General features: G+C 38.6%; 20 protein-coding genes. 5 read left to right on the top strand and 15 right to left on the bottom strand.

Annotation, left to right across the window (positions count from 1 at the left end):
- Positions 1-42: 42 nt before the first annotated feature.
- On the bottom strand, positions 43-2,115 hold the full coding sequence (locus M2372_RS10885; RefSeq protein WP_123319309.1) for a T9SS type A sorting domain-containing protein: 2,073 nt from the start codon (positions 2,113-2,115) through the stop codon (positions 43-45).
- Positions 2,116-2,285: 170 nt separating this feature from the next.
- On the opposite strand from M2372_RS10885, the gene M2372_RS10880 reads away from it, so the two are divergent.
- Positions 2,286-3,464, top strand: coding sequence for a DUF4861 family protein (locus M2372_RS10880; protein WP_123319308.1), 1,179 nt, complete (start codon positions 2,286-2,288; stop codon positions 3,462-3,464).
- Positions 3,465-3,492: 28 nt separating this feature from the next.
- The gene (pelA, locus tag M2372_RS10875) at positions 3,493-4,512 is read left to right on the top strand and encodes a pectate lyase (protein WP_123319307.1); all 1,020 of its coding nucleotides are present in this window, start codon (positions 3,493-3,495) and stop codon (positions 4,510-4,512) included.
- Between the two features lie 113 nt (positions 4,513-4,625).
- Here pelA and M2372_RS10870 read toward each other — a convergent pair whose 3' ends face one another.
- The 14 genes from M2372_RS10870 to M2372_RS10805 all read right to left on the bottom strand — a co-directional run bounded on the left by M2372_RS10870 (position 4,626) and on the right by M2372_RS10805 (position 23,041).
- Positions 4,626-5,732 carry a polysaccharide lyase family 1 protein gene (locus M2372_RS10870; RefSeq protein WP_123319306.1) on the bottom strand — a complete coding sequence of 369 codons (1,107 nt, stop codon included), beginning with the start codon at positions 5,730-5,732 and terminating at the stop codon, positions 4,626-4,628.
- A gap of 238 nt (positions 5,733-5,970) precedes the next feature.
- On the bottom strand, positions 5,971-6,309 hold the full coding sequence (locus M2372_RS10865; RefSeq protein ID WP_123319305.1) for a cupin domain-containing protein: 339 nt from the start codon (positions 6,307-6,309) through the stop codon (positions 5,971-5,973).
- 45 nt (positions 6,310-6,354) lie between these two features.
- Positions 6,355-7,089, bottom strand: a complete 735-nt coding sequence (locus M2372_RS10860) for a rhamnogalacturonan acetylesterase (RefSeq protein WP_123319304.1) — start codon at positions 7,087-7,089, stop codon at positions 6,355-6,357.
- 43 nt (positions 7,090-7,132) lie between these two features.
- Entirely contained in the window at positions 7,133-8,092 is a 960-nt protein-coding gene (locus M2372_RS10855) for a pectinesterase family protein (RefSeq protein ID WP_123319303.1), read from the bottom strand.
- Between the two features lie 31 nt (positions 8,093-8,123).
- Positions 8,124-9,032, bottom strand: coding sequence for an alpha/beta hydrolase (locus M2372_RS10850; protein ID WP_123319302.1), 909 nt, complete (start codon positions 9,030-9,032; stop codon positions 8,124-8,126).
- A 54-nt stretch (positions 9,033-9,086) separates the two neighbouring features.
- Entirely contained in the window at positions 9,087-10,754 is a 1,668-nt protein-coding gene (locus M2372_RS10845; protein ID WP_123319301.1) for a glycoside hydrolase family 28 protein, read from the bottom strand.
- 1 nt (position 10,755) lies between these two features.
- The gene (locus M2372_RS10840) at positions 10,756-11,601 is read right to left on the bottom strand and encodes a rhamnogalacturonan acetylesterase (RefSeq protein ID WP_123319300.1); all 846 of its coding nucleotides are present in this window, start codon (positions 11,599-11,601) and stop codon (positions 10,756-10,758) included.
- Positions 11,602-11,649: 48 nt separating this feature from the next.
- Positions 11,650-13,293: a glycoside hydrolase 43 family protein gene (locus tag M2372_RS10835; protein ID WP_123319299.1), complete on the bottom strand. Its 1,644-nt coding sequence runs from the start codon at positions 13,291-13,293 to the stop codon at positions 11,650-11,652.
- A gap of 31 nt (positions 13,294-13,324) precedes the next feature.
- Complete coding sequence (locus tag M2372_RS10830; RefSeq protein ID WP_123319298.1) at positions 13,325-14,578, bottom strand: glycoside hydrolase family 105 protein; 1,254 nt, start codon at positions 14,576-14,578, stop codon at positions 13,325-13,327.
- 11 nt (positions 14,579-14,589) lie between these two features.
- Complete coding sequence (locus M2372_RS10825) at positions 14,590-15,585, bottom strand: DUF4861 family protein (protein ID WP_123319297.1); 996 nt, start codon at positions 15,583-15,585, stop codon at positions 14,590-14,592.
- A gap of 49 nt (positions 15,586-15,634) precedes the next feature.
- The gene (locus M2372_RS10820) at positions 15,635-17,050 is read right to left on the bottom strand and encodes a pectate lyase (RefSeq protein ID WP_123319296.1); all 1,416 of its coding nucleotides are present in this window, start codon (positions 17,048-17,050) and stop codon (positions 15,635-15,637) included.
- Positions 17,051-17,073: 23 nt separating this feature from the next.
- The gene (locus M2372_RS10815; RefSeq protein WP_123319295.1) at positions 17,074-18,096 is read right to left on the bottom strand and encodes a pectinesterase family protein; all 1,023 of its coding nucleotides are present in this window, start codon (positions 18,094-18,096) and stop codon (positions 17,074-17,076) included.
- An 81-nt stretch (positions 18,097-18,177) separates the two neighbouring features.
- Positions 18,178-20,013, bottom strand: coding sequence for a RagB/SusD family nutrient uptake outer membrane protein (locus M2372_RS10810; protein WP_123319294.1), 1,836 nt, complete (start codon positions 20,011-20,013; stop codon positions 18,178-18,180).
- Between the two features lie 10 nt (positions 20,014-20,023).
- Positions 20,024-23,041, bottom strand: a complete 3,018-nt coding sequence (locus M2372_RS10805; RefSeq protein ID WP_123319293.1) for a TonB-dependent receptor — start codon at positions 23,039-23,041, stop codon at positions 20,024-20,026.
- A gap of 875 nt (positions 23,042-23,916) precedes the next feature.
- Here M2372_RS10805 and kduI point away from each other — a divergent pair.
- The 3 genes from kduI to uxaC are packed head-to-tail and all read left to right on the top strand — an operon-like array spanning position 23,917 to position 26,958.
- Positions 23,917-24,753, top strand: coding sequence for a 5-dehydro-4-deoxy-D-glucuronate isomerase (gene kduI / locus M2372_RS10800; protein WP_123319292.1), 837 nt, complete (start codon positions 23,917-23,919; stop codon positions 24,751-24,753).
- Between the two features lie 7 nt (positions 24,754-24,760).
- Complete coding sequence (locus M2372_RS10795) at positions 24,761-25,543, top strand: gluconate 5-dehydrogenase (protein ID WP_123319291.1); 783 nt, start codon at positions 24,761-24,763, stop codon at positions 25,541-25,543.
- Positions 25,544-25,560: 17 nt separating this feature from the next.
- Complete coding sequence (gene uxaC / locus M2372_RS10790) at positions 25,561-26,958, top strand: glucuronate isomerase (RefSeq protein WP_123319290.1); 1,398 nt, start codon at positions 25,561-25,563, stop codon at positions 26,956-26,958.
- Positions 26,959-26,967: the final 9 nt, after the last annotated feature.

The raw sequence follows: 26,967 nt of genomic DNA, 5'->3' as shown, positions 1-26,967 counted from the left end.
TTGGAAAAGCCTTTTGTTTGACAATGTGTTCTAGAGAAAATATTAATTTTTAATAAGCTTTTTAATTATTGTTTTACCATTTTTCACTTTTACATTCAGAAAATAGACCCCATTGGGAAGAGTTTCCATATTAATCTGATTATCACTGAATCTTACAGAAAGTTTCTGACCGGTACTATTAAAAAGGCTTACTTCTTCTATTAAACTGTCTGATTTTATATTGACAATTCCCTTTGTAGGATTTGGATAGACTCCGATGGTAACAACAGCTTTGAGGTCAGCAGTCCCCAATGAAGAATTTGCTTTTATACATCTTACAGACTGTCCGGTGTCACGGCTGCCACTATTTGTAAGCGTAGAAAACTGACTGATGTATAAATGTTCTGCTGATCCGTTATAAGGAGATGGAGTAGAGGTCCATAAATAAAGTCTTGTTTCCGGGGAGAAGATTCCGTTGTAATCTTTTATTCCGGCAGGTACTAATTTTAAATGGCTTGCCAGTGCTGTAGTGATATCCGAAATGTTTTCGGCCCCTACCATATACTCAACTTCTGATTGAGAAGGAACTTTCCAATCCGGACCGATGGCTTTACAGGGATCTATTCCATTAATTTCGCTTTGATTAGCTCCGGCAGGTATATCCCACTGATCTGTAGGAATACCTTCGGACCACCAGTTTGAATTTGAATTATATCCTGCAGAGTAGAATAAACTACTTCCTCCACTAATACCAGCAGGATTATTGGGTGATGGGGAAGCGGCACTCAGTGTAGAGCTTCTCAATTGATGCCCGTCATCCCATCTTCCCCATTGGAAAAGATCTCCGTAAGAATCCATATCCGTAAATGAATCTGCTGTTTTGCTGCTTCCCAAATTTTGTTGCAGCCATATTTTCCCGTCAGCTCCCCTTACAGTAGTATATATTACGGTTTGATTTCTATACTGGAAAGTGACACATCCTGTATCGCCAGGATTATTTCCCGGATCTGTATTATTGCATGTTTGAGATGAACTTGCCGCCAAGGAGATCCTTTTTACTTTTGTTGACCCCTCGCTATAAGCAAGCACCAGATAATTATGAACCGGATCTATCGCAAGATCATTGTAAGTTGCTTGCTCCTCTGAAACAAAATTTCCTCCGAAGGTCACCCAATTTTGGCCGGAGTCATCTAACTTATATACGGTGTTTCTTAAAAAATCGTCGTTTTCCCATCTACTGGCCACTACATAAGGATTGCCTGAAGCTGTTACTGCCAATGATACGTGTTGTACTTTCCCATCAGAAAAATTAGCATTTCCTATTGATATCCATGATGTTCCGTTAAACTTTTTTACATTTATTTTTTTGCCTGCTGACGTAGATGAAACATATGCGACATATAGGTTATTATTACCATCAATAGCTAGATCGGCAGAATATTGTTCTCCGGATGAAGCGGCATCTACAATACTTCCGCCTACAAGAGACCAGGGGTCAGAAGAAGAAGCAGTCAAATCATTCTGATACACTTTTAATCCTCCGGAAACATTTGAAGTATATATTTTATTATTACCAATTACCATTTCAGCAAATTCAGCTCCATTGGAAAATCCTGAGTTTCCAACCTGTTCCCAAGCTCCATTTACAAAACGTTTTACCGTACCCATGCCATAGGATCCATAAGTGAAAAGAATATTTGATGGTGAGACTGCCGAAGCCTGATAATTTGTTGTGCTGCTGGTCGCACTAGGAAGCTGGACCCATGATGTTCCGTTAAAACGTCTTACTTCAAGTCCGCTTCCTTGATTGGTGTAATACAGATTATTACCAGCTGGATCTAAAGATAAAGAATTATAAGTTGCATAACTTGTTGTAATCCCAGGACTTCCACCAACGTAAGACCATGTATTTCCATCAAATTTCTGAACTGAACCTTTTGAAACTGAAAGATCATAATACGACAAATAATAATTTCCAGCCTGATCAATAACCAAATTATTAAAACTGCTTCCTCCCGCTGAAATATCCGCTGAAGTACCCACATTTTCCCATTGTTGAGCATTTAAATTTCCAAGGATGATGAGCCCTATCCCTAATCCTACTTTTTGTAAAATTGAATGTGCAATCGTGTGCATAAAATGTTATTTTTATTTATTCTAAATTATTTACGAAATTATTACAAAAAAAAATGAAGGTTGTTATCATTTTCAACCAATCGGTTATCATGGTATGAGATTAAATTGCTGAGTCATTGCTTCAAATGGAAAATATTTTCTATTTTTGACGAAAATCTAATCCTTTATTTATGAAAATAAGCAGTTTTATATCGTTTTGTGTAATCGGTTGCATTACTTCGGGTTTTTTATCTGCTCAACGTTCCATTGAGGTTTTAAACCTTTTGGATTTTCAAAGGAATGAGTTAGTCGCGATTCCTGCAATCGAACTGCAGCCATTCTTAAGTAAGCATAACGAAAAGGAACTTAGAATAAAAGATACAAAAGGAAAATGGCTTCCGATACAATGGATAGATAACGATGGTGATGGTAAAAATGATGAATTGCTTTTTCGTGTTGTTATTGGTTCCGGAAAAACCAACGCATACAGTATTATAGCGGACGGAAATGCTCAGATCCCTGAAAGCCAAACTTCTACCTATTCAAGGCTGGTTCCTGAGAGAGTAGACGATTATGCCTGGGAAAATGATAAAATTGCCTTTAGGGTATACGGTCCGAAAGGCCAGGAGGAAGCTCTACGGGGAATAAAAAGCAGTACGCTGTCAAGTGGTGTTGACATTTGGCTGAAAAGAACAGATCGGCCTGTTATCAATGACTGGTACAAAGGATATCTTACTGATCCTATGTATTATCATAAAGACACAAGAGGGGAAGGCTATGATCCGTACCATGTGGGAAACAGCAGAGGAACCGGCGGAGTTGGAATCTGGAAAGATGACAGGCTTCAGGTTTCTCAAAATTTTGTAACCTCCAGAACAATTGCTGAAGGTCCTTTGCGAACTGTTTTTGAACTTACTTACCAGCCATGGAGCGAATATGGCGTGAAAGAAGTCAAAAGAATTTCTCTGGATCTGGGGTCTAACTTTTCGAAATTTGAATCAACCTTTGAATCAGAAAAATCTGTTCCTAATTATACAATAGGAATTACTTTGCATAAAAACGAAGGAATATCTCAATTGAATGATCAAAATGGATATTATCTTCATTGGGAGAAAATAGACGATGCTTTTGTGGGCGAAGGGATTGTTGTAAATCCAAAAATCGTTGAAAAATCAATCGCTTTTACTTCTGATGTTCCTGATGAAAGTAACCTGTATGTTATTACAAAACCCAATAAAACCTTGTGCTATTATGCGGGATTTGCCTGGCAGAAAAGCGGGCAGGTTCAAACACAGAAGGATTGGGAAAACATGCTTAATAAGCAAGCTAGGATCATTGAAAAGCCATTGGTGGTGAAAATTATAGAATAATGAAATGGTAATTTTTAAATAATAAAAAATGAATCTAAAAATATACACATTTGCGTTAGGATTGCTGGCGGTTAATTATTCTGCCCAGATTAAGGATACCCTGGCGGAGAAAATGCTGATCTATCAGCTTCCCAATGGAGGTTGGGGAAAACAGCTGGAAGACAAGTCAGTGGTGAGTTATGCGCTGCCTATTGATAAAAACCTTTTAAGAAAGATAAAATCTACCGGAGATGATCATGCTACCATTGATAATAACGCCACTTCCAGAGAGATCAACGGATTGATTAAAGCATATGCAGCAACCAAAAATCCGGAATATCTGAAAGCGGCAGAAAAAGGAATTAGCTATCTTCTTACGATGCAATATGATAACGGAGGTTTTCCGCAATATTATCCCAATACAGGACTCTACAGAAAGCAGGTAACTTATAATGATAATGCGATGATCAATGCCCTGACTGTTTTATACAATGTTGCGGAAGGCAAGAATAATTTTGATGTGATTTCACCTTTCCTGCAAGAAAAATCAAAAATAGCAGTCCAGAAAGGAATTGGATGTATTTTAAAAACTCAGGTGCTCCAAAAGGGGAATCCTACCATTTGGGCAGATCAGTATAATGAAATGACTTTGCAACCGGACAAAGCAAGGGCTTTTGAACCTATTTCACTAGCCACAGGTGAATCGGTAGGAGTAATAAGATTTTTGATGCAGCAGCCGTTGACTCCTGAAATAGAAAAATCCATAAAAGCAGCAGTAGAGTGGTTTAGGCAGAATAAGATTGAAGGGTATAGTTACAATGTTGCTAAACAGAACGGAAAAGCGGTGAGGATACTGGCTGAAGATAAAAATTCTGTGATCTGGGCCAGATTCTACGATATTCACACCAATAAACCTCTGTTTGGAGACCGTGACGGCAGTGTAAAGTATGATTATAATGAAGTTTCGGAAGAAAGGAGAAATGGTTATAGCTGGTTTGGAGACTTTGCAGAAAAACTGCTCGCTAAGGAATATCCGAAATGGCTGGAAAAGAATAAAATAAAGAAATGATTAACGTCAGACAGGAAGCAGGCTTTAGCCTGCTTTTCTACTAAAAACTAAGGAGAGTACCTCAGAAATGAGGTACTCTTCTTTTTTATTACTACTATTATTAAAGTTTTCTGTTAAAAAGCGTCACAGACATTTCCTCCTAATGTAGCGCCTGCATTAGCTGTAACATCTGCTTTTACATCTGCTGCATTTAGTTTTGCTATGCTGTATGGCGGGGTGAATGCGGTTCCGCTACCATTAATGTTCCCCGTAACATTGATGAAGCTGCTTCCGGTTTGTGTGACTGCAGTAAAGCCACTCATTAAATTAATAGGCTCTTTTACGTTTTCAAAAACATTTCTTTCTACAAGAATATTAGCCTGTACCCCTGCTGCAATACATTTATTGCTCACAGAACTGTTGAAATAACTGTTCAGGATGTGAATCTTTCCAAATCGTACTCTAGGCATGCGCTCTCTGCATCCGGGAGCCCACCAGCAACGAACAAAAGTTACATTCAGTTTTCCGGCATCAGCAGTAGCACCGTCACTGGATCCGATAAGGTTAGAAAATCTGTGGTCATCTGTACCCCCTGAGCCACCAGGTTTTGGCGCTTTCAGATAATGAAACTTGGTATAGGAAACCGTAATATAATCGGATTTGTTTTTGATGTCAAAGTTTCCGTCTACGCCATCTCTGAACTCACAGTGGTCTATCCATACATTTCGGCAGTCATCAAGAATAGCGTTGTCCCAGCCATCTGTATCATAAGCTCCCGGACCTTCGAAAATAAGATTTCGGATAATGATGTTGTTACATCTTTTAATGTTGATAATTCCGGAACCGTCTTTGGTCTGATTTGTAGAAACAAGCTTGGCTCCGGTAGTACCATAAATTGTTTTTCCGGTCTGGTCCTGAAGAGATAAACGGGTAGTGATGGTAATGGTTCCGGTTACTTTAATCACTTTTACCGCTGTATTTTCAATAGCCGCTTTTAACTGGGCATAGGTGGAAACTGTCGTTTCTGCAGCGGTTCCTCCACCGGTAGTTCCTCCGTTTTGAGAAGCCCATCCCGGAGCTACACAATTAGCCAGAGGAACAATCTTTTGGGTCAAAGTGTTTTTGATATTGATTTCGCTTTCTGCCAGGTCATTGTTGATGTCTTCGTGACCACATCCGGTCAGAGCAAAAGCAGAGCTTAGAGCTGCCGTAAAGAAGGCAGTCTTGAACATTGTTTTCATAGTTTATATTTTGTGATTTGTTCTGATGTAAAATTATGAAGTTAATATTTAATTATTTTATATTTTACTATATTAATATTTATATAATTATAATGTTAAATATTTAATTTGATCAATCGGTTGCATTTTATTATTTATTCAATAAATTTAATTTTTACTTTAGAACAACCGATAAAAATGAAAAATATTGATATGAGAATTGAATGAAGATAGATTTGTTTATTCTTTTATGAGGTATCTAAACAAGAAATTCCTCCCTCAAAGGGGTAAATGCATCAATCAATTTTCCCTCCTCAAGACATTTCACCCCATGGAAAATATTAGGTTGTGCAAAAAAGCCATCCCCTTCATGCAAAATGTTTGTCTCTCCATTTACTGTGACTTCAAATTTTCCTGAAGCAACATAGGTGATCTGAGAATGAAAATGCTGGTGCAAAGCTCCTGTTGCTCCTTTCTCAAACTTTACAATCACCATCATGATCTGGGCATTGTATCCTACAAACTGTCTTGAAACACCATTTCCTACATCTTCCCAATCAGAGTTTCCATTAAAGAAAGAGTCTTTTTTAAAATCCATTTTTACTTTTTTAAATTGAAATTTTGTAAAATCTCGAAGAGTACTTTATTTAATATACTTCTCCAAACCTGTCTTCATACTTTTCAAAGAAGCTGCTGCCAGTTTTGCAATAGATTCGGCTCCCAGTTTTGACAAGTGAGTATCATCATCTTTTCCTTCCGGGTAATAAGCTTCATCTCCTTTTTTATAATGAAGATGTAGTTTTTTTGAATTTTCCGGACCGTAAGAAATCTCCAGTTGTTCCGATAATAACTGTAAATCAACAAAAGGAACCTGGAGATCATTAGCTACCATTCTGACTACCAAAGGATATTCTTTATGGGTATCTACCAAAACTCCGTTTTCATTAAAGTTTCTTCTCACAATAGAAGTGAGTAGAATAGGAGTCGCCCCTTTTGACCTGGCTTCGGTTACGTATCTTTCAAGATTGGCTCTGTATTGAGTATATGGATTGGTGAATCGTGCCGAGTCATTGATTTTTTGGTCATTATGTCCAAACTGGATGATCACAAAATCCCCTTTCTTAAGCTGATTCATCACTTTATTCCATCTTCCTTCCGTTCTGAAGCTTTTTGAACTTCTCCCGTTGGTTGCGTGGTTCTGAATAGAAATTCCGGAATTTAAAAGAGAGGGAAGCATCTGTCCCCAGCCATGTTCCGGGTTTTTATCCGGGTTTTCTTTATTGGCCATCGTTGAATCACCAATCAGAAATAGGGTAGGTTGTTGTGCCAATGTCATGATTGACAGGAAGAGAAGAAGTAGGGTAATCCTTTTATGCATAGTTGTTTTTAAAATTTTTTTTGTTTGTTCAGCAATTCAATAATTAAGGGTTCCAGCCATCCAATATTTTTTCCAGGGTGTAATTTTTCAGATCTTTCTGGGTGAGCTGATGAGACCAGTTGATACGTTTTGAAGTGTTTCCGCCTTCCCCTTTACTTCCGGACTCTGCATAATAGGCGGTTTTTTCCTTATCAGGGAACATTTTATCGCCTTTCCATGGATTCCAGCCTTCAGGGAGAATATGTTTTCCCATTTCTGTATTGATAAACACTGTTTTGGCGTAGGGTCTCCAAGGTCTTCCCAAATACACTTTGCTAACACCATCTTTTGCGACTAGTGTACAGTGTAAGAATACAAAACCATATTTTCTGTCAATTTCGGTGGCTGCTGCAGTGATATAAGAATCAGCAAGACTTTTAATGGTGCAGTTTTTAAATACGGCAGTAGCCTGTCCGAAAATGAAATCTGTAGTTCCTTCTATATAGCAGTTTTCAAAATATTGCCTGCTGTGATTGGTAGCAGCATATATGGTATCCTGGCAGCCCAAAACAGCAGCGTTGGTGATAATAAAACGATCGCCTTCTACATGAAGGGCAACAGCCTGCCCTTCGTTGCATGAGCTGTTTTGAATGGTAAGATTATTAATTTTAATATCATCCGCCATTACCAATACCGTATATGAATTGAAAGTCGTCATCTTTTCATTGAAGGCATCCGGTTTTCCTGAGAAATCATTATAGGTAATGACTGTATTTTCTTTATTTTCGCCTTCCAGAGTGATTTTATGTTTCGAAGAGGGAATCACTAGCTTTTCATGATAGATTCCCGACTTTATTTTGATCAATGCCTCAGCGGATCCGAGATCTCTTATAGAATTGATGGCTTTTTGAATGGTGGTAAAATCTCCATTTCCTTTCTGATCAACTGTAATGGTAATGTATGGTTCACCCGCCCATAGAAGTTGAGCTGCTGTTATGAATAGAATTAAAAGTAATTTTTTCATACCATTTATTGGGTGCGTTTGAGCTTAAGAGCTATTTTAAAACTTTATTTAAAAAATCTACCGTATAGTTCAGGGTTTCTGTAAACCAGGGTTCTGCCGACCAGAATGAATGCGGCGAATCTTTGATCTCATGAAATTCGGTAGGAATGTTATAAGACCGCAGTTTCTTCATCATATCATCTCTTCCTGCATGGAATCTGGGCTGCGAACTGTTGATAAAAAGAGTAGGCGGTGTATGCTGATCCACATATTCAAGGGGTGAGGCTTCCGTCCAGTTTTTGAGACTGATCTCCCGGTCACCACCCAACCAGTAAGAGGCATAGGTACTTTCTTCAGCTTCCGGATGAACAAACGAAACAATACCATCAACATTGATGATCGCCTTTATTTTATTTTTGGCTTTTACACCTACCAAGGTGGCCATTTGTGCGCCGGCAGATTCACCTAAAACCACTATTTTATCTTTATCTAAGGTATATTTTCTGTTGTTTTTCCTGATCCATTGAATGGCAGTTTCAACATCTTCAATCCCCGCAGGATATTTGGAAATATCTGCAAGACGATACCCAACAGCAATGACGACAAAGCCTTTTGATGCCAGCTCCATTGCCATGTATTTTTCATTTTCCTTACTTCCGGAAATCCAGCCTCCACCATGTACCATAGCGATTCCTGCATGTTTTTTGGAAGAGTCAAGAGGGTAGTAAACATCAGCTTTTAAAGAGATTCCATCAGGAGCGCCATATTCAACATCTTTGTCGATTCTGATATTGGGAGGGATGGGGCGGTCAATAGGAGTAATGAAGCTGTGTTTCTTTTTAAGTTTTTCAAAAGTCCCTTCAGTGGTGTAAGGAGCAGCATTCGGTCTGCTAGTCTGCCCGAATGCCATCATCCCTACAAAGAAAATAGAAATATAAGTATGTCTTTTGTTAAAAATCATGAGCCGAATTCTAATATTTTGAAACCTTTAAAATGTGTAATGGTTTGAATTATATTATTTAACTGCATTCTTAGGCACGTCTGTTCCTACAGAAAGTAAACTTTTGTCAGTTAGTATTTCTTTTGACAAGACTACAGTTCCGGTTTTGTTTCCTAAAACTTTGATATAAGGTTTAGTTGGGGATTCAAATTTTACGGAGGCAAGATTGATATTTTTACTGTTGTAAACCGTAGCACCTGTACCTTCAGTATATTTCAACGTTACATTTTTCAATTGAATTCCGTCTGCATCCACAATAGTGAGTGCTTTTTTGGTATCAAATTTTGAATCTTCAATCACGATATTTTTAAGGTTCATTTCAGCCAGACCAAATAGGGTGATGGCTTCATAAGAATTAACGGCATTGATGTTTTTAAAGAAGATATTTCTGAAAATAGGAGTTTCTTCCGTTACAGGATACACTTTTTCCGGGGTCTTATTTCCTTCCTGTTTTTGTCCTTCTTCTAAAACCGGGGAAGAACCTTCGTAAAACATATTGAAACCAATCGTTTGGGTAGGAATATTAATCATATCAATATTTTTAATGTAAATATTTTCTACAATTCCGCCTCTTCCACGGGTTGTTTTAAAACGAAGTCCGATATCTGTTCCGATGAAAGTACAATCAGATACATGAATATTTCTTGCTCCACCGGACATTTCACTTCCTACCACAAATCCTCCATGACCGTGATACACAACATTATTTTTGATGATCACGTTTTCTGTAGGCATTCCTCTTTTTCTGCCATCCTCATTTTTCCCGGATTTGATACAGATAGCATCATCACCTACATCAAATGTATTGTCATAGATCAGAACATTTTTGCAGGATTCAAGATCTACACCATCACCGTTTTGCGAAAACCAGGGATTTCTGACAGTCAGATTTCTTAGGATTACGTTGGAACACATCAATGGATGCAGGTTCCACGCCGGGGAATTCTGGAAAGTAGGACCATCTAACAATACTTTGTCGCAACCCACCAGACTTACCATCACCGGACGCAGAAAATCTTTTACGGTGGTCAGTTCATCTTTGGATATTTTATCAGGAACATTGAAGCTTGAGCTGCTTTCAAATCCTTTTTTATAACTTTCTGAAGGATACCATGTTTTGCCGTCGGAAGATAGAATTCCACCCGATTTGATGATTTCTTTCCATTCAGATTCTGCAACTTTGCTTTTTTTGATAGCTCTCCATGCGTCACCGCTTCCATCTATGACTCCTTTTCCTGTAATGGCAATATTGGTAGCATTTTTTGCGGAGATAGGAGACTGGCATCTGATGGTATTGAGCCCCTCAAAACTTACATCTACCAAAGGATAATCATTTTTATCCTTACTGAAAATAATAAATGCTCCTTCTTCTACATGTAGATTGATGTTGCTTTTCAGCTCAATAGGACCTGTTAACCACATTCCCCTTGGTACCACCAGTTTTCCGCCTCCTTTTTTACTAAGGTCCTCAATGGCTTTTTTGAAAGCAGCCGTATTTTTTACATTTCCTCCTGAGATTCCGCCAAATTGTGTGATGGAAACTGTTTGAGCAGGAAAAGAGGTTTCTGCAACCTGAGGCATTGTAAACTCAATGTTTTTGTAAATATCCAGGTTCTGGGCAAAAGCCTGCCCCGAAAACATCATTGCTGCGGCTAAGCCGATAATTATAAGTGACTTCTTCATGTTATTTTTTTTGAGTTTTAATTATTTTTTTAAATTCCTGATAGACCAATGCAGCGACTGCTTTTGCTCCTTCAGGCTGAAAATGGGTATTGTCTTTCTGTCCTTTTGGATAGGCTTCATATACGTTCTCCGGAAGGTTCATGAAATAATGACTGGTGGTAAAATCCTGTCCTTTTTTTGTAAAATAATCCATCGACAATCTATTAAGATCTATATAGGGAACATTCATTTCCTTTGCAATATCAATTGGGGCCTGCCAGTACTCTCCATGTACATTTTCCAGTTTTCCGTCTTTCCAGGGGTAATTTCTGGCGACCGGAGTTACAATAACGGGATTTCCTCCTTTCTGCCTCGTCTGAGAAACGAATAAACGTAAAAATTCTTTATACCCCTGAATATTTACATAGCGTTCCGGATGCTTTTCTGAACCGTCGTTATGCCCGAACTGCATGATCACATAATCACCTGCCTGAAGGTGTTCATAGACATACCGCCATCTTCCTTCCTGGAAAAAAGTTCGTGTGCTTCTTCCACCGTGAGCCCTGTCAATAACCGCCACAGAATCAGTTGTGATAAAGGGCTTCAGAGATTGAATACTGTCTTTTACAAAAAATGGCTGAAAAACCTGTCCCCAGCCTGTGATGGGATATCTGACTTTCATATAGTCTTTTCCGGGATCATAGTCTCCGGTATAATCAGCCATTGTGGAATCTCCGATAAGGTAAATATGGGTTACTTTTTTATCCGCTTTTATAGTCGTACTTTTTGCTTTATTCTGTGACTGACATGCTGACAGAAGTAAGGTACTTAATAAAAATAAAACGGGTTTATATATTCTTTTCTTCATGATTATTTTTGTTGGATAATCGGAAAGGCATCATTTTTATTCTCCATTTTACTTCTTAGTTATTCTGAACCAATCAAAATCGGCATATCCTCCTCTTGGTGCCTTTGTCGTACTTATGCTATAAAGTCCTACTTTTGCACCAATCCATTTTCCCGGTTTTGCCTGGAAAACTTCACCTGCTTTGATGAAACTTTTACCATTTTCGCTGTAACTGAACTGACATAATCCATTAGGCTCGGTTACATTCACTTTTAAATACACCTCATTGCTTTTCAACAGAGTTTCCCAGAGTATTTTCTCCTCACCGCCTTTATCTGCTTTTTCAGCTTTCCTTAGCTGTACATAATAACCATCCGATTTGTTGGTGATAACCAGTGATGCATGGTCCAGTCCCATGATCAATAATCCTGCAGTCTTGCCATCTTTAGCTTCTTCGGGAACTAATTTTACCTTTGTAGTAGCAGCAAAATTCGGAGCCGGGAATTTTTGGGTTAACAGATTCGGAACATTCCACAGGTTTTTTTCACCTTCAGGAATTTTTATTGAGAATAATCTTAAAAATTGCTGTCCGGGAAGTTTGGAGGACCATACAATATTTTCGTTGGCACTCCATTGCCATTGTAAGCCTAGTTTTTCTCCATCAAATTCGTCGGTCTCAGAAGGAGTAACTATAGGTGACACTTGTCCGGTATCAGGTTTTTTATAGCTTACAACAGGCTCTCCGATTCCGTTTTTATTAGAGTCTGTTCCCATTACAGGCCAGTCTTTTTCCCATTTCATAGGCTGAAGATGAACAATTCTTCCTCCTGCATCTACATCCTGAAAATGATAGAACCAGTCTTCTCCGGATGGGGTATCTACCCATGCTCCCTGATGAGGTCCGTTGATGGTTGTTGAACCCTGTTCCAGAACAATTTTTTCTTCATAAGGGCCATAGATATTTTTTGATCTCAACGCAAGCTGCCAACCTGTTGCAACACCACCTGCTGGAGCAAAAATATAATAATAGCCGTTTCTTTTATACATTTTGGGGCCTTCAACAGTAGGATGGGCATCATGACCGTCAAAAACATGAATTCCTTTATCGAGTACTTTTGTTCCCTCAGGATTCATTTTATTGAGGGTTAATATACTTTTTACTCCGGCACGGCTTCCGGCCCAGCCATGAATAAGGTAGGCATTGCCATCTTCATCCCAGAAAGGACAGGAGTCAATCAAGCCTTTTCCTTCCATTACCAACACCGGTTTTTCCCAAACGCCCAGAGGATCTTTAGTTTTTACCATATAAATTCCGAAATCCGGATCACCCCAGTAAATGTAAAATTCTCCTTTATGAAATCTGATGCTGGGAGCCCAAACACCATCGCCCCTTTTGGGGGTTGAAAAGTGTTCCAGAGGTAAGATATCCTGAATGGCGTAATTAACCAGTTTCCAGTTGATCATATCTTTGGAATGAAGAACAGGCAATCCGGGAGCTTCGTTAAAGCTGGAGGCGGTCATATAATAATCATTCCCCACACGAATCACGTCCGGATCTGAATAGTCTGCATATAAAACGGGATTTCTGTAGTTTTTCCCCTGATCGGCAGTCCATACTTCGGAAACATAGTTTTTCTCTTGTGCCTGAAAATAGGTAGATGCTGCCGAAAAGGCTGTAAGGGCAACGATATTTAAAATACTTTTTGTCTTCATACAATCAATTATGCTTTACCTCAATCTTTTTTTATTTTTCAAATTCCAAACTGGCAAGAATAAACGGACCTGTTCCTTTTGGGTCATTGGAGCGCACTTCTTCATTCACATAATATTCGTAAGAACCGCTTCTGTAAGGATTTCCGCCCAAGCCTGCCACGGCACAGCATTTATTTAAGCTGACAATGCCGTTTTTATCTACTGTTATCAGGTTTTTGATAATGCCGTCGTATCCTTTTTTCGCATATGCTTTATATGATTTGGATAAATACCCTTTGTTGACGGACTTTATCATGGTGTACACAAACATAGATGAGCCTGTTGCTTCCAGATAGTTGCCCTTTTCTCCGCCTTTGTCCAATACCTGATACCAAAGCCCTGTCTTGGAATCCTGAACTTTGATAACAGCATCACAGTAAGACTTCAGGTAGGTAAGTAATTTTGCTCTTCGCGGATGGTTTTGAGGAAGATAATCCAGTACATCTACGATAGCCATTCCGTACCAGCCCATTGCTCTTGACCAGAAATTAGGAGAAAGACCGGTTTCTTTATTCGCCCATTGCTGTTCTCTGCTTTCGTCCCAGGCATGATAGAGCAGTCCCGTTTTTTTATCTAAAAGATGCTTCTGAATCAGTTCAAACTGATTGATGATATCGTTATAAGCTTTTTCAGCTTCTTCTCCTTTTGAAAAATCATGGGTATAATGAGCATAAAAAGGTTCTCCCATGTATAATCCGTCAAGCCACATCTGGTTAGGATAAATTTTCTTGTGCCAGAAACCGCCTTCGGAAGTTCTTGGCTGGCCGTCAATCTGGGAACGCAGGGTTTGCAGGGCTTTTAAATATTTGTCTTTTTTCTCCTGCTGATAGAGGTAAAGAAGAACATTTCCACAATTCAGCATATCAATATTGTATTTGGAAAGATCGTAAGAAATAATGCTTCCGTCTTCTTTCACCATAGTGTCACCAAAGGCTGTGATATAGCTGTAATACTCCTTGTTTCCGGTTTTTTCAAACAGTCTTTCGGCTCCTTCCAGAACGATGGCTGTAGGATAGCTCCATTTAGGTGCTTTGTTGTAATCCAGCATCCATGCCTGAGGAAATCGTTGTATTTCAGAAAGAAGCATTCTTTCCGACCATGGAAGTTTGGCTGAAATTTTTCCGTTTACCGGTGAATGTATTTCGGAGGGCGAATTTTGCAAAGGCTTTTGTGCACAGGAAAAAAAGAGTCCTGAACATACTGCTGCCAATGCATAGATTGTCATAGAATTATTAATAAAGTTCATGATTTTAAACTTTAAAGTTGTTGAGTTTTATCCAGAATATCCAGTTTTTTATCAAGATCCTGATAGAATGCGTCTTCGGTGGTTAAGCCGTTGGGTTCCTGTGACCAGGCTCCCAAAAAGTAATATGATACATTTTTCGTCTTTTTGAAGATGACTGTATGGGTAGATTTTGTTTTTACATATTGATCAAAGTTTTCAATAGGGTAGAAGACTGCCATTCCCAGATTGTCTTCTTTTTTAGCTAACGTTTGCGGCCCATAAGTCGCAATATAGCCCCATTTTTTATTTTTACTGACTCCTTGTTTCAATGGAATGTCCTTAAAGGCAACAATTCCTGTACATAAACCTGAAAGGCTGTTGCTGAGGGTAAGGTCTACCTTTACAAAGCGGTCTTTAGGAAAAATAGTCAGTTTTGACTGTAGATCGATGGGATTACCCCAGGTTTTCCAGCCTATGTAATCGATTGTGGCATAAGACCGGTCTTTTTCATTGATAACTTTTGCGGTAGTCTTTTTTACGATTTTAAAAGTTTCAACATAATCATTCTGCTCATCATATCTTCCATAAGATCCGATTCCTATGGTACGGCCAGACTTCAGGATATCCTGTCCCCAGGGAGCATCATGATGATAAGATTCAAAGCCATCCTGACCAACTTCCGGTAATACGAGTGTGGTTACTTTTTTACCAAAAATATCCGTGGCATTTCTCCAGTCCAGATAGAGCCTGTAGCCAATCTGATTGTTTTCCAAACCAATTCCCTCATATCTGATATATGAGGAATGATCTGTATGGGCTTCCGGCAGGGTAAGTTCCTGAACATTTTTAAAAGTTCCCCCAATGTATTGATTGCCTTCCCATTGGCCGCCTTCTTTTACAGAAAGTTCAGCATAGGAAAATGGAGCTTTGGGGTTTTTCCTACTGTTTTCAATTACAGAAGTCTGTGCTGAAAGGGTTGAACTGATAAAAGCTCCCGCAATACATAGTGTAAATAAGCTGAATTTCATACTTTTTCTTATTAGTTTACCGATTTGTAACAAAGAGTTTTCATGGTTATTAACGTTGTTTATCAGTTATTTTACTGACGATATCATTGAAGTACACTTCAATATTGTCATAATTTTTATTCAGATCTCTACCATTGGCATTAGCCGATTTTGGGTCTAAATGATGTCTGATTTCCCACTCATCAGGCATTCCGTCGTTATCTGAATCGAGAAGTGGTTTTTCCTGTCTCAAATTTGGAAATCCGCCAACATCTTCCTGAGAGTCGATGATTCCATTTGTGCTTCCCTTTGATCCTGTATAAGTAAAATTTCCGGTTTCGATGTCTTTTATCACATGAAGATCAACAGCATCACGGATCAGGCTAGCTCCTCCGTATTGTAAAGTTTTTTCATACGCTTCCTGTGCAGAATGGGTAATAATATTATTCTTAATATCGTGAGACTGATTGATCCTGATGGTGTTTTTATCCTTTTCTGTCAGGTTGTAAGAAAGCTTCATCTGATTAAAAACACCTTCTTTCCAATTGTCTTTAGTCGTTTCAGGACTTCCTTCCACTACATTTCCATGGATGTAGTATTTACCCCAGATATTGTAGACTTCTGTTTTTGGATTTTCATTTTTGTCGATGGCGACAATCCGCTGTCTGGTGATGGTTGCAGGTCCGGGTTTGTAGTAATTATTGATGATATTGACGTTCATCCCTTCACCTCCGTATAAGCTGTTGTGACCCCAGTTGTAGATTACATTATTCCTGAAATCAGTAAGGTCGGTGAGTGCAAATTTACTTCCTGCATATTCGCCCAACCGTGGATTTCTGCTGTCGTGATGAGCATATATATTGTGATGGAATGATGCCTCTTTACCACCGGCAATTCCGCCATAACCATGGGCTCCTTTCTGATGAAAGCTGTTTCTGAGGCTTTCCGCAATAATACACCATTGCAGGGTAGTATTTTCGTTGGCGTAGATGGAGACGGTTTCGTCTGTGGACCAACTCATCGAGCAATGATCTACCATCAGATTTTTAATAAATCTGGCTCCCAAGGCATCGCCTTCAAATTTTTTCTGATCTCCCATTCTGAATCTCAGATAACGGATAATAACGTTGTCAGCCGCTACAAATGTTTCGTAATTGGCAATGGCAATACCGTCTCCGGGAGCGGTTTGTCCGGCAATGGTGACGTTACCTTCTTTTATTTTTAAAGGAGATTCAAGATAGATGGTTCCGCTGGTTTTAAAAACAATATATCTCGGTCCTTTCTGATTCAGCGCATATCTTAATGTTCCTTCGGAATGATCATCTTTCAGATTGGTAACGAAATAGACCTTTCCGCCACGCCCGCCCGTTGTGAACCTTCCAAAACCTTCAGCACCGGGAAAGCTCAGAATTTCCTGCGCATTGATCAGCGGGGAAATACTGCATACAATTCCGGTAGCGAATAGCTTGATGAAACCTTTTGTCATAATTGAAGATTCTTGAATTTGAATTATTGTAAGCTCTTTTTAATATTCCATTCATCCTTACCTTTAAGGATATTTTCTGTCGTATATTTTTTTCTTTCCTGCTGGGTTAACTGATGAGACCATGATACTCTCTGCACAGCATTCGCTCCCGAACCTTTTGAGTTGCTTTCTGCGTAAAATGTTGTCTTTTCAGCATCCGGTTTGCTCCAGTTGTGCCATCCTTCAGGTTTTATTGTGGAATTGAGTTTACAATCAATATAAACAGTTTTAGCAAAAGGCCTCCACGGTCTTCCCAGGTACACGGAATATTCTTTGGCATTCCCTGTAATCTGAGAATTGATGAATACAAAACCAAACTCATTTTCCTGTGGAGTAGAAGCTGCTGTAATGTAGCTTGCTGTTTCTTTGGAGTAAATAACACAGTTTTCAAAAACGGCTGTTCCTGCCCCAAAAATATAATCGGTAGTGCCTTCTATATAGCAGTTTTTAAAATAATTTCTTGAAGGTTTTTTCTTATCCTGAAGATCCTGAGCTCCTTTCAGATATAAAGTATCCTGATTTCCTAAAAACCTGCAGTTTTCAAAAGCGATTCTGTCACCTGAAGTCAATACGGCAACTGCCTGTCCGACTCTCCCTGAGCTGTTCTCAAATGAAATGTTTTTAGCGCTAAAATCATTGGAGTAAATAAATAGAGTAGACGAGCCTGTAGTTCCGATTTCCTTTCCTTCAGCATTTTTTTTAGAAGCAAAATCATCGTAAGTAATGATTGTTTTTTCAGGATTTTCACCTTCCAAAAAAATGGCTCCTTTGGATTCCGGAATAACAATTTTTTCTTTATAAATTCCTGCTTTAATAACAATTTTTGTCCTTAGAGAAGAATTGTTGTCAACGGCATCTATCGCTTGCTGAATGGTTGTAAAGTCACCTTTTCCGTCTTTCGAAACCACGATGATTTTATCCCTGGTCTGGAAAGAAAGAAGGCTGCATACAGCAATTAAAAAAGCAGAAAATAACATATAATTTCTAAAAAAGATAGAATGTTTCATAAAGCATTTTGGTTTAAAATACAGACTGCCTTCTTGGGGAATACAGCCTGTATTTTTGATATGAATGTGAACTTAAACTGTCTAATATCCGTAGTCCTGGGTAAGGTTATAATTTGAACTGATTACATCCAGTGCAATAGGGAGAAGCTCCTTTTTATTAGGCTGGAAATAATATGCATAACTTTTTACAGGATCTCCATTGATGTAAGGCTGTGTCATGGCAAGTCTCCAGTTGATTTTTGTATATCCTGAAGGTGTGGCAACACTCTGGTTAGGATTGTAGAAAACATCAGCTTTGTTGATTCCATTGACATACAGATCCATATCCAGCACATTTTGCTGTGCTGTTTTTGTCGGAACATAATTGACAACGGTTGATGCCGGTTTTTTGTAAAAGATATACTCAGGAACGTTGACATATGCTCCGGTACCGTTCATGAAATCTGTTAATTTCTGCCTGGTTTCATTGATCTTTGTTTCCAGAAGATTCCAACGGATGAGGTCGTACTTTCTCAATCCTTCACCTCCGAATTCCAGCAGTCTTTCCTGTATAATATAGGTAAGGAAATCATTCTTAGAGGTTGGGATCGTCCCAACCTGGCCTACATTACCTGCATAGGCTCTTTGTCTTACCGCCATTACGGCATCAATGGCTTCCTGAGAAGGAGAACCATGGATTTCATTATCCGCCTCGGCAAACATTAATAAAATATCTGAATATCTCAAAAGCGGCCAGTCGATTCCTAAGTTCTGGGAAGTTCCCGTAATGCTGGTCCATGACTTTCTGAATTTCCCGTCATTCCAGTTGATGGAGGTCTGAAGATCTTCCTGCTTGCTGGTACTTACTCTAAAGATAGCAACATTAACGTCTCTTCTCAGATCGTATTTGCTGAATTCATAGAAGTAAGTTGGTATAGCACTGATTCCGCCAGCCGATTTCCAGTCAGAGTCATCATGCCTTAGTCCATTATAATAACCAATTTTTGAATCTGTTCTTGAGTTTCCTCCAAACGCTCCGATGGCGAAAATAACTTCATTCGTTGTATCCTGACTGTTGGTATGCAGCGATCTGAAAAGCCCTTCATAGCTAGGATTCAGTTTATGCTGTCCGGAATTGATAATGTCCTTACATTCGTCGTATGCGATTTGATAATATTTTTGAGGATTGGTACCCTGTACCATCAGCTGAGGATTTCTTCTGAGAGAATAACCGGCTCTTGCCAAAGCAATTCTCGCTCTTAATCCTTTTACAGCAGCCTTTGATAATCTCTGTGCTGTGGTACCTCCTTCAGATTTCCATGGGACTAATGCCGATGCTTTGGCAAGGTCATCAAGTATTTGCTCATAAATAATATCACGGTCCGTTTTAGGAAGATATACGGAAGGAAGATCTGCTGAAGGAAGGTCCTGGAAAGGAACATCACCCCAGTTTTTTATAAGATCATAATAGAACAGCGCTCTTAAGGCCAGTGCTTCTCCCAGATAACGGTCCATCAGTTTTTTATCAGCTGCAGATCCGGTTTGATATACTGGGGAAATCGGGATGTTTTTAATCACAAGATTAGCTCTTTCAATACCCGTGTAAGTATCCAGAAAGGGTCTTAACAATTCTGTATTGGTAGGAACTGCTCCAAAACAGCTGATTCCTCTTCTGTCATTGGCATTGTAGTCACCTGATGTTCTGAAGTCATCCCCTGATTGAGAAAGAATAAGGTTCATTCTCTGTCCATAGGTATTGTCACCCATAGCACTGTTATAAACTCCCACCAGAGCAGCAAAAGTATCCGGCGCTGAGTCGAACTGCTGTTTTTCTGCGGTATTGGAAAGATTTTCTACCTCTAAATAGTCGCTGCATGAGTTCAGGGTCATCGCACAGAAAAGAGATAAGAAAAGGCTTGAAAATTTATTTTTGTTCATAGCGTTCGTTTTAGAAAGTGATATCTACTCCCGATAAGATAAATCGGCTTCTTGGATAAGCTGAATAATCAACTCCCGGAGTTAATGGGTTTCTTCTTGTATTGGCTTCCGGATCAAATCCTGAATAACCGGTAATCGTAAATAAATTATTCACCGTAGCATACAGTCTCAGGTTTTTAACTCCGATGGCTTCCAGAGATCCTTTCGGAAGGCTGTAGCCTATGGTCAGGTTATTCAATCGTAAGAAAGAACCGTCTTCAATCGCATAAGAATGCAGAAAGTACGCCCCTGCAGATGGAGTCCACATTGTTGTATTGGCATTAAGGGCTGCAAGAGCGGTTGGGTCGGTTACTTTATTTCCCGCATTGTCAAACCATCTCCATCGGTCTGCCACTTCAGCCAGCATATTGTTATCCTTATACAGATATTGGGTTGTGTATTCTACTTTGTTGGCATTATACACCTTGTTTCCTATAGAAAAATTGAAAAGAAGACTCATATCCCAGTTCTTATATCGGAATGTTTGCGTAAAACCACCATAGAATTTAGGTTGGGCGCTTCCAAGATCAGTCATATCTTTGCTGTCAATGACACCATCACCATTGAGGTCCTGAAGTTTAAGATCCCCCGGTTGTACAGCTTTGGCACCGTTGGCTACAGCAGCAGAGCTGGCAATACCTGCTTTTAAAGTATAGAGTTGAGTAGCCGCATCATAATTAAAATCACTTACTTCATATCTTCCGGCAGTAACATATCCCCAATAAGTTCCTACCGGTTTACCTACCTGTACAAGGAAATCAAAAAGGTTATTCTGCCATCCTGAAGGATAGTAGTAAGAATTGGAACTTGATGAAGCATTGTTTCCTAAACTTTTGATTGTATTTCTGTTGGTTGAGATATTGGCATCAATCTTCCAAGAGAAATTTTCTTTATTGATGATACTACCCCCCATGGATAATTCGATTCCCTTATTTTCACTGCTTCCTGAGTTTTGGTATTGGAACTCATATCCAGAAGTTTGTGGTATTTTGGCCAGTAATAAAAGGTCCTTTGTATGCGTTTTATAAACATCAAGAGTACCATAGAGTCTTCCTTTAAATAAACCAAAATCAATTCCTGCATTATAAGAGGTTGCTGTCTCCCATCTCACGTTGGGGTTTGCCATGATATTTCCTGTTGTAGCACCAGGGGTAACGCTGGTTCCGAAAGCATATCCATAGTCCGAAGAAGAGGTAAAGAAAGTATCATATAAAAAGGCTCCGATTCTGTTGTTTCCTGATTTTCCGTACCCTAATCGAAGCTTCAGTTCATTGACAAAATCATTCTGTTTTAAGAAGTTTTCTTCTTTGATCTTCCATGCTAAAGATGCAGCCGGGAAATATCCCCACTGGTTAGGTCCGGGTTTGAATACACTGGATCCGTCGGCTCTCATGGATACTGTTGCAATGTATTTATTTTTGTAAATATAGTTTGCTCTTCCGAAGAAAGAAGCAAGGCGGTCTACTTCTCTTGCCGTTTTAGGAGCATCCTGAATCATTCCTGATGGAGGAGAAGCCAGCTGTGAATTGGCAAATGCTTCCTGTGCTGAAGAAGACTTTGGGAACCATTTGATATTGATAGACGTTGATTCGCCGTCAGTTCTTACCGTTTCCTGACCTGCAAGTAAATCCAGCTTATGATTTCCAAATGTACTTCTATAATTCAGGGTATTGGTATTGGTAATTCTTCTTGTTTGCGAATTGCTTAAAAATACGACAGGCTGATCATTATTCTGCCTTGCAAGACTGGTGACCGGACCGGAAAACTGATTGACAAGCTGATCTCTCTGCACATATCCGATGACACTGCGGAAAGTAAAATCTTTACTGATTTTATAATCAAGTGTTGCGTTCAGCAATAAATCGTTTCTTCCGCTTTCTTTTACTTCGTCATTGGCAAGGAGAATCGGGTTGACAAGATTTGTCTGGTCTGCGAATAATGGGTCAAAATCATCTACATTTACTGTAGAACCTCCTTCAAAAGGCTGATATCTTATGGCATTTCTTAATCGGTTGGTGGTTTGTGAACCCGAAGCAGATGTTCCGGCTCCATACACCATTTGACGGCTGTAACGGGCATTAAGACCTATGCTCAGCTTTTTTGAAATGTCATAGTCATACCTGAAATTGGCCATATTTCTTTTAAATCCGGAACCAATCATAATTCCGTCTTCTTCCACATTATTTAACGTCAGGGAAAAGGCAGAATTTTCAGATCCTCCTGATAATGAAATATTATGCGTAAAGTTAAATGCCTCTCTTCCGAAAAGCTTATCCTGCCAGTCTACATTCTTGACAGATTTATATTTATTCAGTTGATCAAACGTTCCGTAGCGGGTATTAAACGTTTCAATATCTTTAAGGTCCCCATTTCTGTAGTATTGTTCATACTGATACAATACATATTCATAAGGATCCAGAACATTGAGTTTGTTCTGCATACTTCTCACCCCTACAAAACCATTATAGTTGATGCTTGTTCTTCCTTTTTTACGGCCTCCTTTTGTCGTAATCAGAACAACACCGTTGGCTCCTCTTGAACCGAATATAGAGGTTGATGAAGCATCTTTTAATACTTCAATTGATTCTATTTCTTTGGGGGATAAGACCGTCAGGGCATTATCCATCTGTACACCATCTACAATATAGAGTGGGGCATTGCTTTGAGTGATGGAGTTTCCACCACGGATTACAATATCCACATCAGCTCCGGGAGATCCCTCACTAAGGGAAACCTGCACTCCGGCCAGTCTTCCCTGGATGGCTTCAGCAGCATTGGTGGATGGCATATCTTTAAGCGCTTCGCCTTTCACAGAAGAAACAGCGTTGGTAACATCTTTTTTAGAAACCTTTGTATATCCCACTAAAACCACATCATCCAGTTTGGTTTCTTTATCTTTTTTTGTTTCTTTTTCTTGAGCCATTGCAAGGACAGGAAGCAGAAAAACAGTTAAATATAACCACTTTATTGATTGTACTCTTTTATCCATTGTGTATCCTTATAGTTTTAATTCTTGGTTGAAAGTTTTTTCAATCGTCTTTGTTTAGGACTGTTAAGTATTCTGCGGATTTTAGTGGTCATGAAGCTTTTTAATATTTTCTTACGCTTTTGTGCAATCGATTGCGTAATTTTTTGTAAAACATTATTCTGGCTTCTAAACTAATATTATTTTTCAATATGCAAAGAAAAAAATGTTATTTTTTTATTAATTAGATGTTATAAATAAAAATATTTTATCCGAATGATGTGAATTTTTATCATGTAACCTATTGTAAATAAGGTGAATATTTGATTAATTTGAATGTTGGGTGATTAAATGAAAATCTTTCAAATTTTTAGGGTTTACAATTTAGAAAACTTAAAAATAACTTAAAATTCATGTGATTTTTGCATCCCAAAAATCCCTAAATACACATCCGGGAATAAAATTTTGTAGTATTTTCTGATTTTTGTCATCTTTTTTAAATGTATTTCGAATCAATATTTTATTGTTTTTAATAATATATCCTAATATGTATAGTATGTTGTGTAAAAGTGTTTAATTTTTATCAATTCAATATCTTTAAAATACCATTTTATTTTGGCATGATTTTATATTTTCAAACACTCTTCGTCTTGTTTTTGGTTAATTTTTTTTAACTCAACAGCTTTTATTCTGATGAAAATTCGAATCATATGTTATTTTATTTCATTGAAAATCAGTTGATTTAAAATTTAAATTAATTTTTTGTTAACTAATTAAAGAATAATTCTATATTTATCCCACAAGTATTTCTGTCATTTTAGTGTAATTTTATGCAATCGATTACACAAAGTTTAACAGGTTTGAGAAAACCGCAAAAAAGGAAAAGTAAAAATAGGAGTATGATACAGTCAGAATTTCGTTACGCCCATCATCCGGAAGATGTTAAAAAGTATACCACAGAAGATCTTAGGAGTGAGTTTCTGATCCATGATTTATTCAATGAGGATACGATAAAATTAGTGTATTCCATGTATGACAGGCTTATTGTAGGCGGAGTAATGCCTTCTTCAAAAGCTTTGAAGTTGGAACCTACAGATGATCTGAAAGCTGAAAATTTTCTTGACAGAAGAGAGCTGGGAATCATAAATGTAGGTGGGGCCGGAAAAGTAACCGTAGATGGCATTGTATATCACCTTGGAAATAAGGAAGCTTTATACATAGGAAAAGGAGCCCAAGAAGTCATTTTTGAGAAAGATGGTGAAGAACAAACCTATTTCTACATCAATTCAGCACCGGCACATCATTCGTATCCCACAAAGAAAATCACGAAAAATGAAGCAGAAATTGTGGAGTTGGGTGAAGAAAAGTATGCCAACAAACGGACGATTAATAAACTGATTGTGAATTCTGTAGTTGAAACATGCCAGCTTCAGATGGGAATGACGGAACTTCACCCGGGAAGTGTATGGAATACAATGCCTGCCCATACCCATGCCAGAAGAATGGAAGCGTACTTCTATTTTGAACTGGAAGAAGGACAGACAGTAAGTCATTTTATGGGGCAGCCTCATGAAACCCGACACCTGTTTATGACCAACAGACAGGCCGTATTATCTCCGGAATGGTCTATTCATTCAGGAGTAGGAACATCTCATTATACTTTTATCTGGGGTATGGCCGGAGAAAATATGGACTACGGTGATATGGACGGTATCAAAACAAATGAACTAAAGTAATTTTCCAATGAATTTATTTGATTTATCCGGTAAAGTAGCGGTTGTAACAGGCGGTACTCACGGATTAGGAATGGCAATGGCTGAAGGTCTTGCCGCAGCAGGTGCTGAATTGGCAATTACCAGTACAACACCCTCAAAATTAGAGGAGGCTTTGAATTATTATCACGAAAAAGGGTATAAGGCAACCGGTTATATTTTTGATGTGACAGATGAACTGGAAGCTGCTCAGAAAGTCGCTTTAATGGAAGCTACCCATGGAAAAATAGACATCCTTGTCAATAATGCAGGAATCATCAAGCGTATTCCGGCTATTGATATGGAAGTGGAAGAATTTAGAAAAGTAATCGATGTGGATCTTACCGGACCTTTTATCATGTCCAAATTAATCGGGAAATATATGATTAAAAGAAAATCCGGGAAAATTATCAACATCTGCTCGATGATGAGTGAGTTGGGACGCGATAATGTTGTGGCGTATGCTTCTGCAAAAGGCGGACTTAAAATGCTTACTAAAAATCTGGCAACAGAATGGGCAAAACATAATATTCAGGTAAACGGAATTGGTCCCGGATATTTTGCAACGTCCCAGACAGAACCCATCCGTGTGGATGGAAATCCCTTTAACGATTTTATCATCAGCAGAACTCCGGAAGGAAGATGGGGAAACCCGGAAGACCTTGCAGGAACAGCTATTTTCCTGGCCTCTGATGCAAGCAGATTTATCAACGGACAGATTATTTACGTTGACGGTGGAATTCTCGCCACTATTGGAAAACCTGCTAATGAATAACTACAGATTAGACTAGAATGAAACCTTTTATAACAGATCAATTTTTATTACAGAATAAATACGCTGAAGAACTTTACTTCAGATTTGCAGAACAACAACCTATCATTGATTATCATAATCATCTGATCCCTAAAGATATTGCAGAAGACACTGTTTTTGAAAATATTTCCAAAGTATGGATTGCCGGTGACCATTACAAGTGGAGAGCCATGCGTACTATGGGCGTGAATGAAAAATTCATCACAGGGGATACTACTGACAAAGAGAAATTTGAAGCATGGGCAAAAACGGTCCCTTATACATTGAGAAACCCATTATACCACTGGACTCATCTGGAATTGAAGAGATATTTCGGAATTGATGAGTTATTAAGTGAAGATAATGCATCAGAAATCTATGAGAATATCACTGCTCAGCTGCAGACACCCGAAAAATCGACCAGAGGTTTGCTGAAAATGATGAATGTAGAATCTTTATGTACCACAGAAGATCCTACAGATATTTTAAATTACCATCAGGATCTTGCAAAAAGCGATTTCAGTATCAAAGTAAGTACCGCATTCCGTCCGGACAAAGCAATTTTGATTGAGAATCACAATTTTGCAGATTATATGGTAAAGCTTGGAGTTTCGGCAGGTATTGAGATTAATTCATACCAGACTTTATGTGATGCTTTGCTTAAAAGAATTGAATATTTCCATAACAATGGCTGCAGGCTGTGTGATCACGGCTTAAACAATATTTCTTTTGAAGAAGCTTCAGAAGCGGAAGTCAATGCTATCTTTAATGATAAAATGGAAGGGAAAGTCATTGCCGAAAAGCAGGTTAATCAATTTAAAACAGCCATTTTACTATTCCTTGGAGAGGCTTATCACAAATATGGATGGGTGCAGCAATTCCACCTGGGAGCGTTGAGAAATAACAATGAAAGAATGCATAGAATTCTGGGACCGGATACCGGCTGGGATTCTATCGGAGATTTTGTTCAGGCAGAAAGCCTATCTAAATTCTTGAATACACTAGACGGAAAAGATCAGCTGACAAAAACCATTTTATATAATCTGAACCCTGCTGATAATGAGATTTTCGCTACGATGATCGGAAATTTCAATGATGGAAGCATCAAAGGAAAAGTACAGTTCGGTTCCGGATGGTGGTTTCTGGATCAAAAAGACGGAATGATCAAACAGATGAATGCCCTTTCCAATATGGGATTAATCAGCTGCTTCGTAGGAATGCTGACAGATTCCAGAAGTTTCCTTTCTTATCCGCGACATGAATATTTCAGAAGGGTATTGTGTAATCTTTTCGGAGAAGAAATGAAGAATGGCGAACTGCCGGATGATATCGAACTGATTGGGAAAACCATTTCAGATATCTGTTATCATAACGCGAAAAACTATTTTGATTTTTAATTGAATACC

It is taken from the genome of Chryseobacterium sp. BIGb0232, assembly GCF_024810195.1.
In the GTDB taxonomy this organism is placed as follows: Bacteria; Bacteroidota; Bacteroidia; order Flavobacteriales; family Weeksellaceae; genus Chryseobacterium; species Chryseobacterium pennae.
Note: the sequence above shows the minus strand (reverse complement) of the source record. Positions and strands in the feature narration are given on the sequence as shown.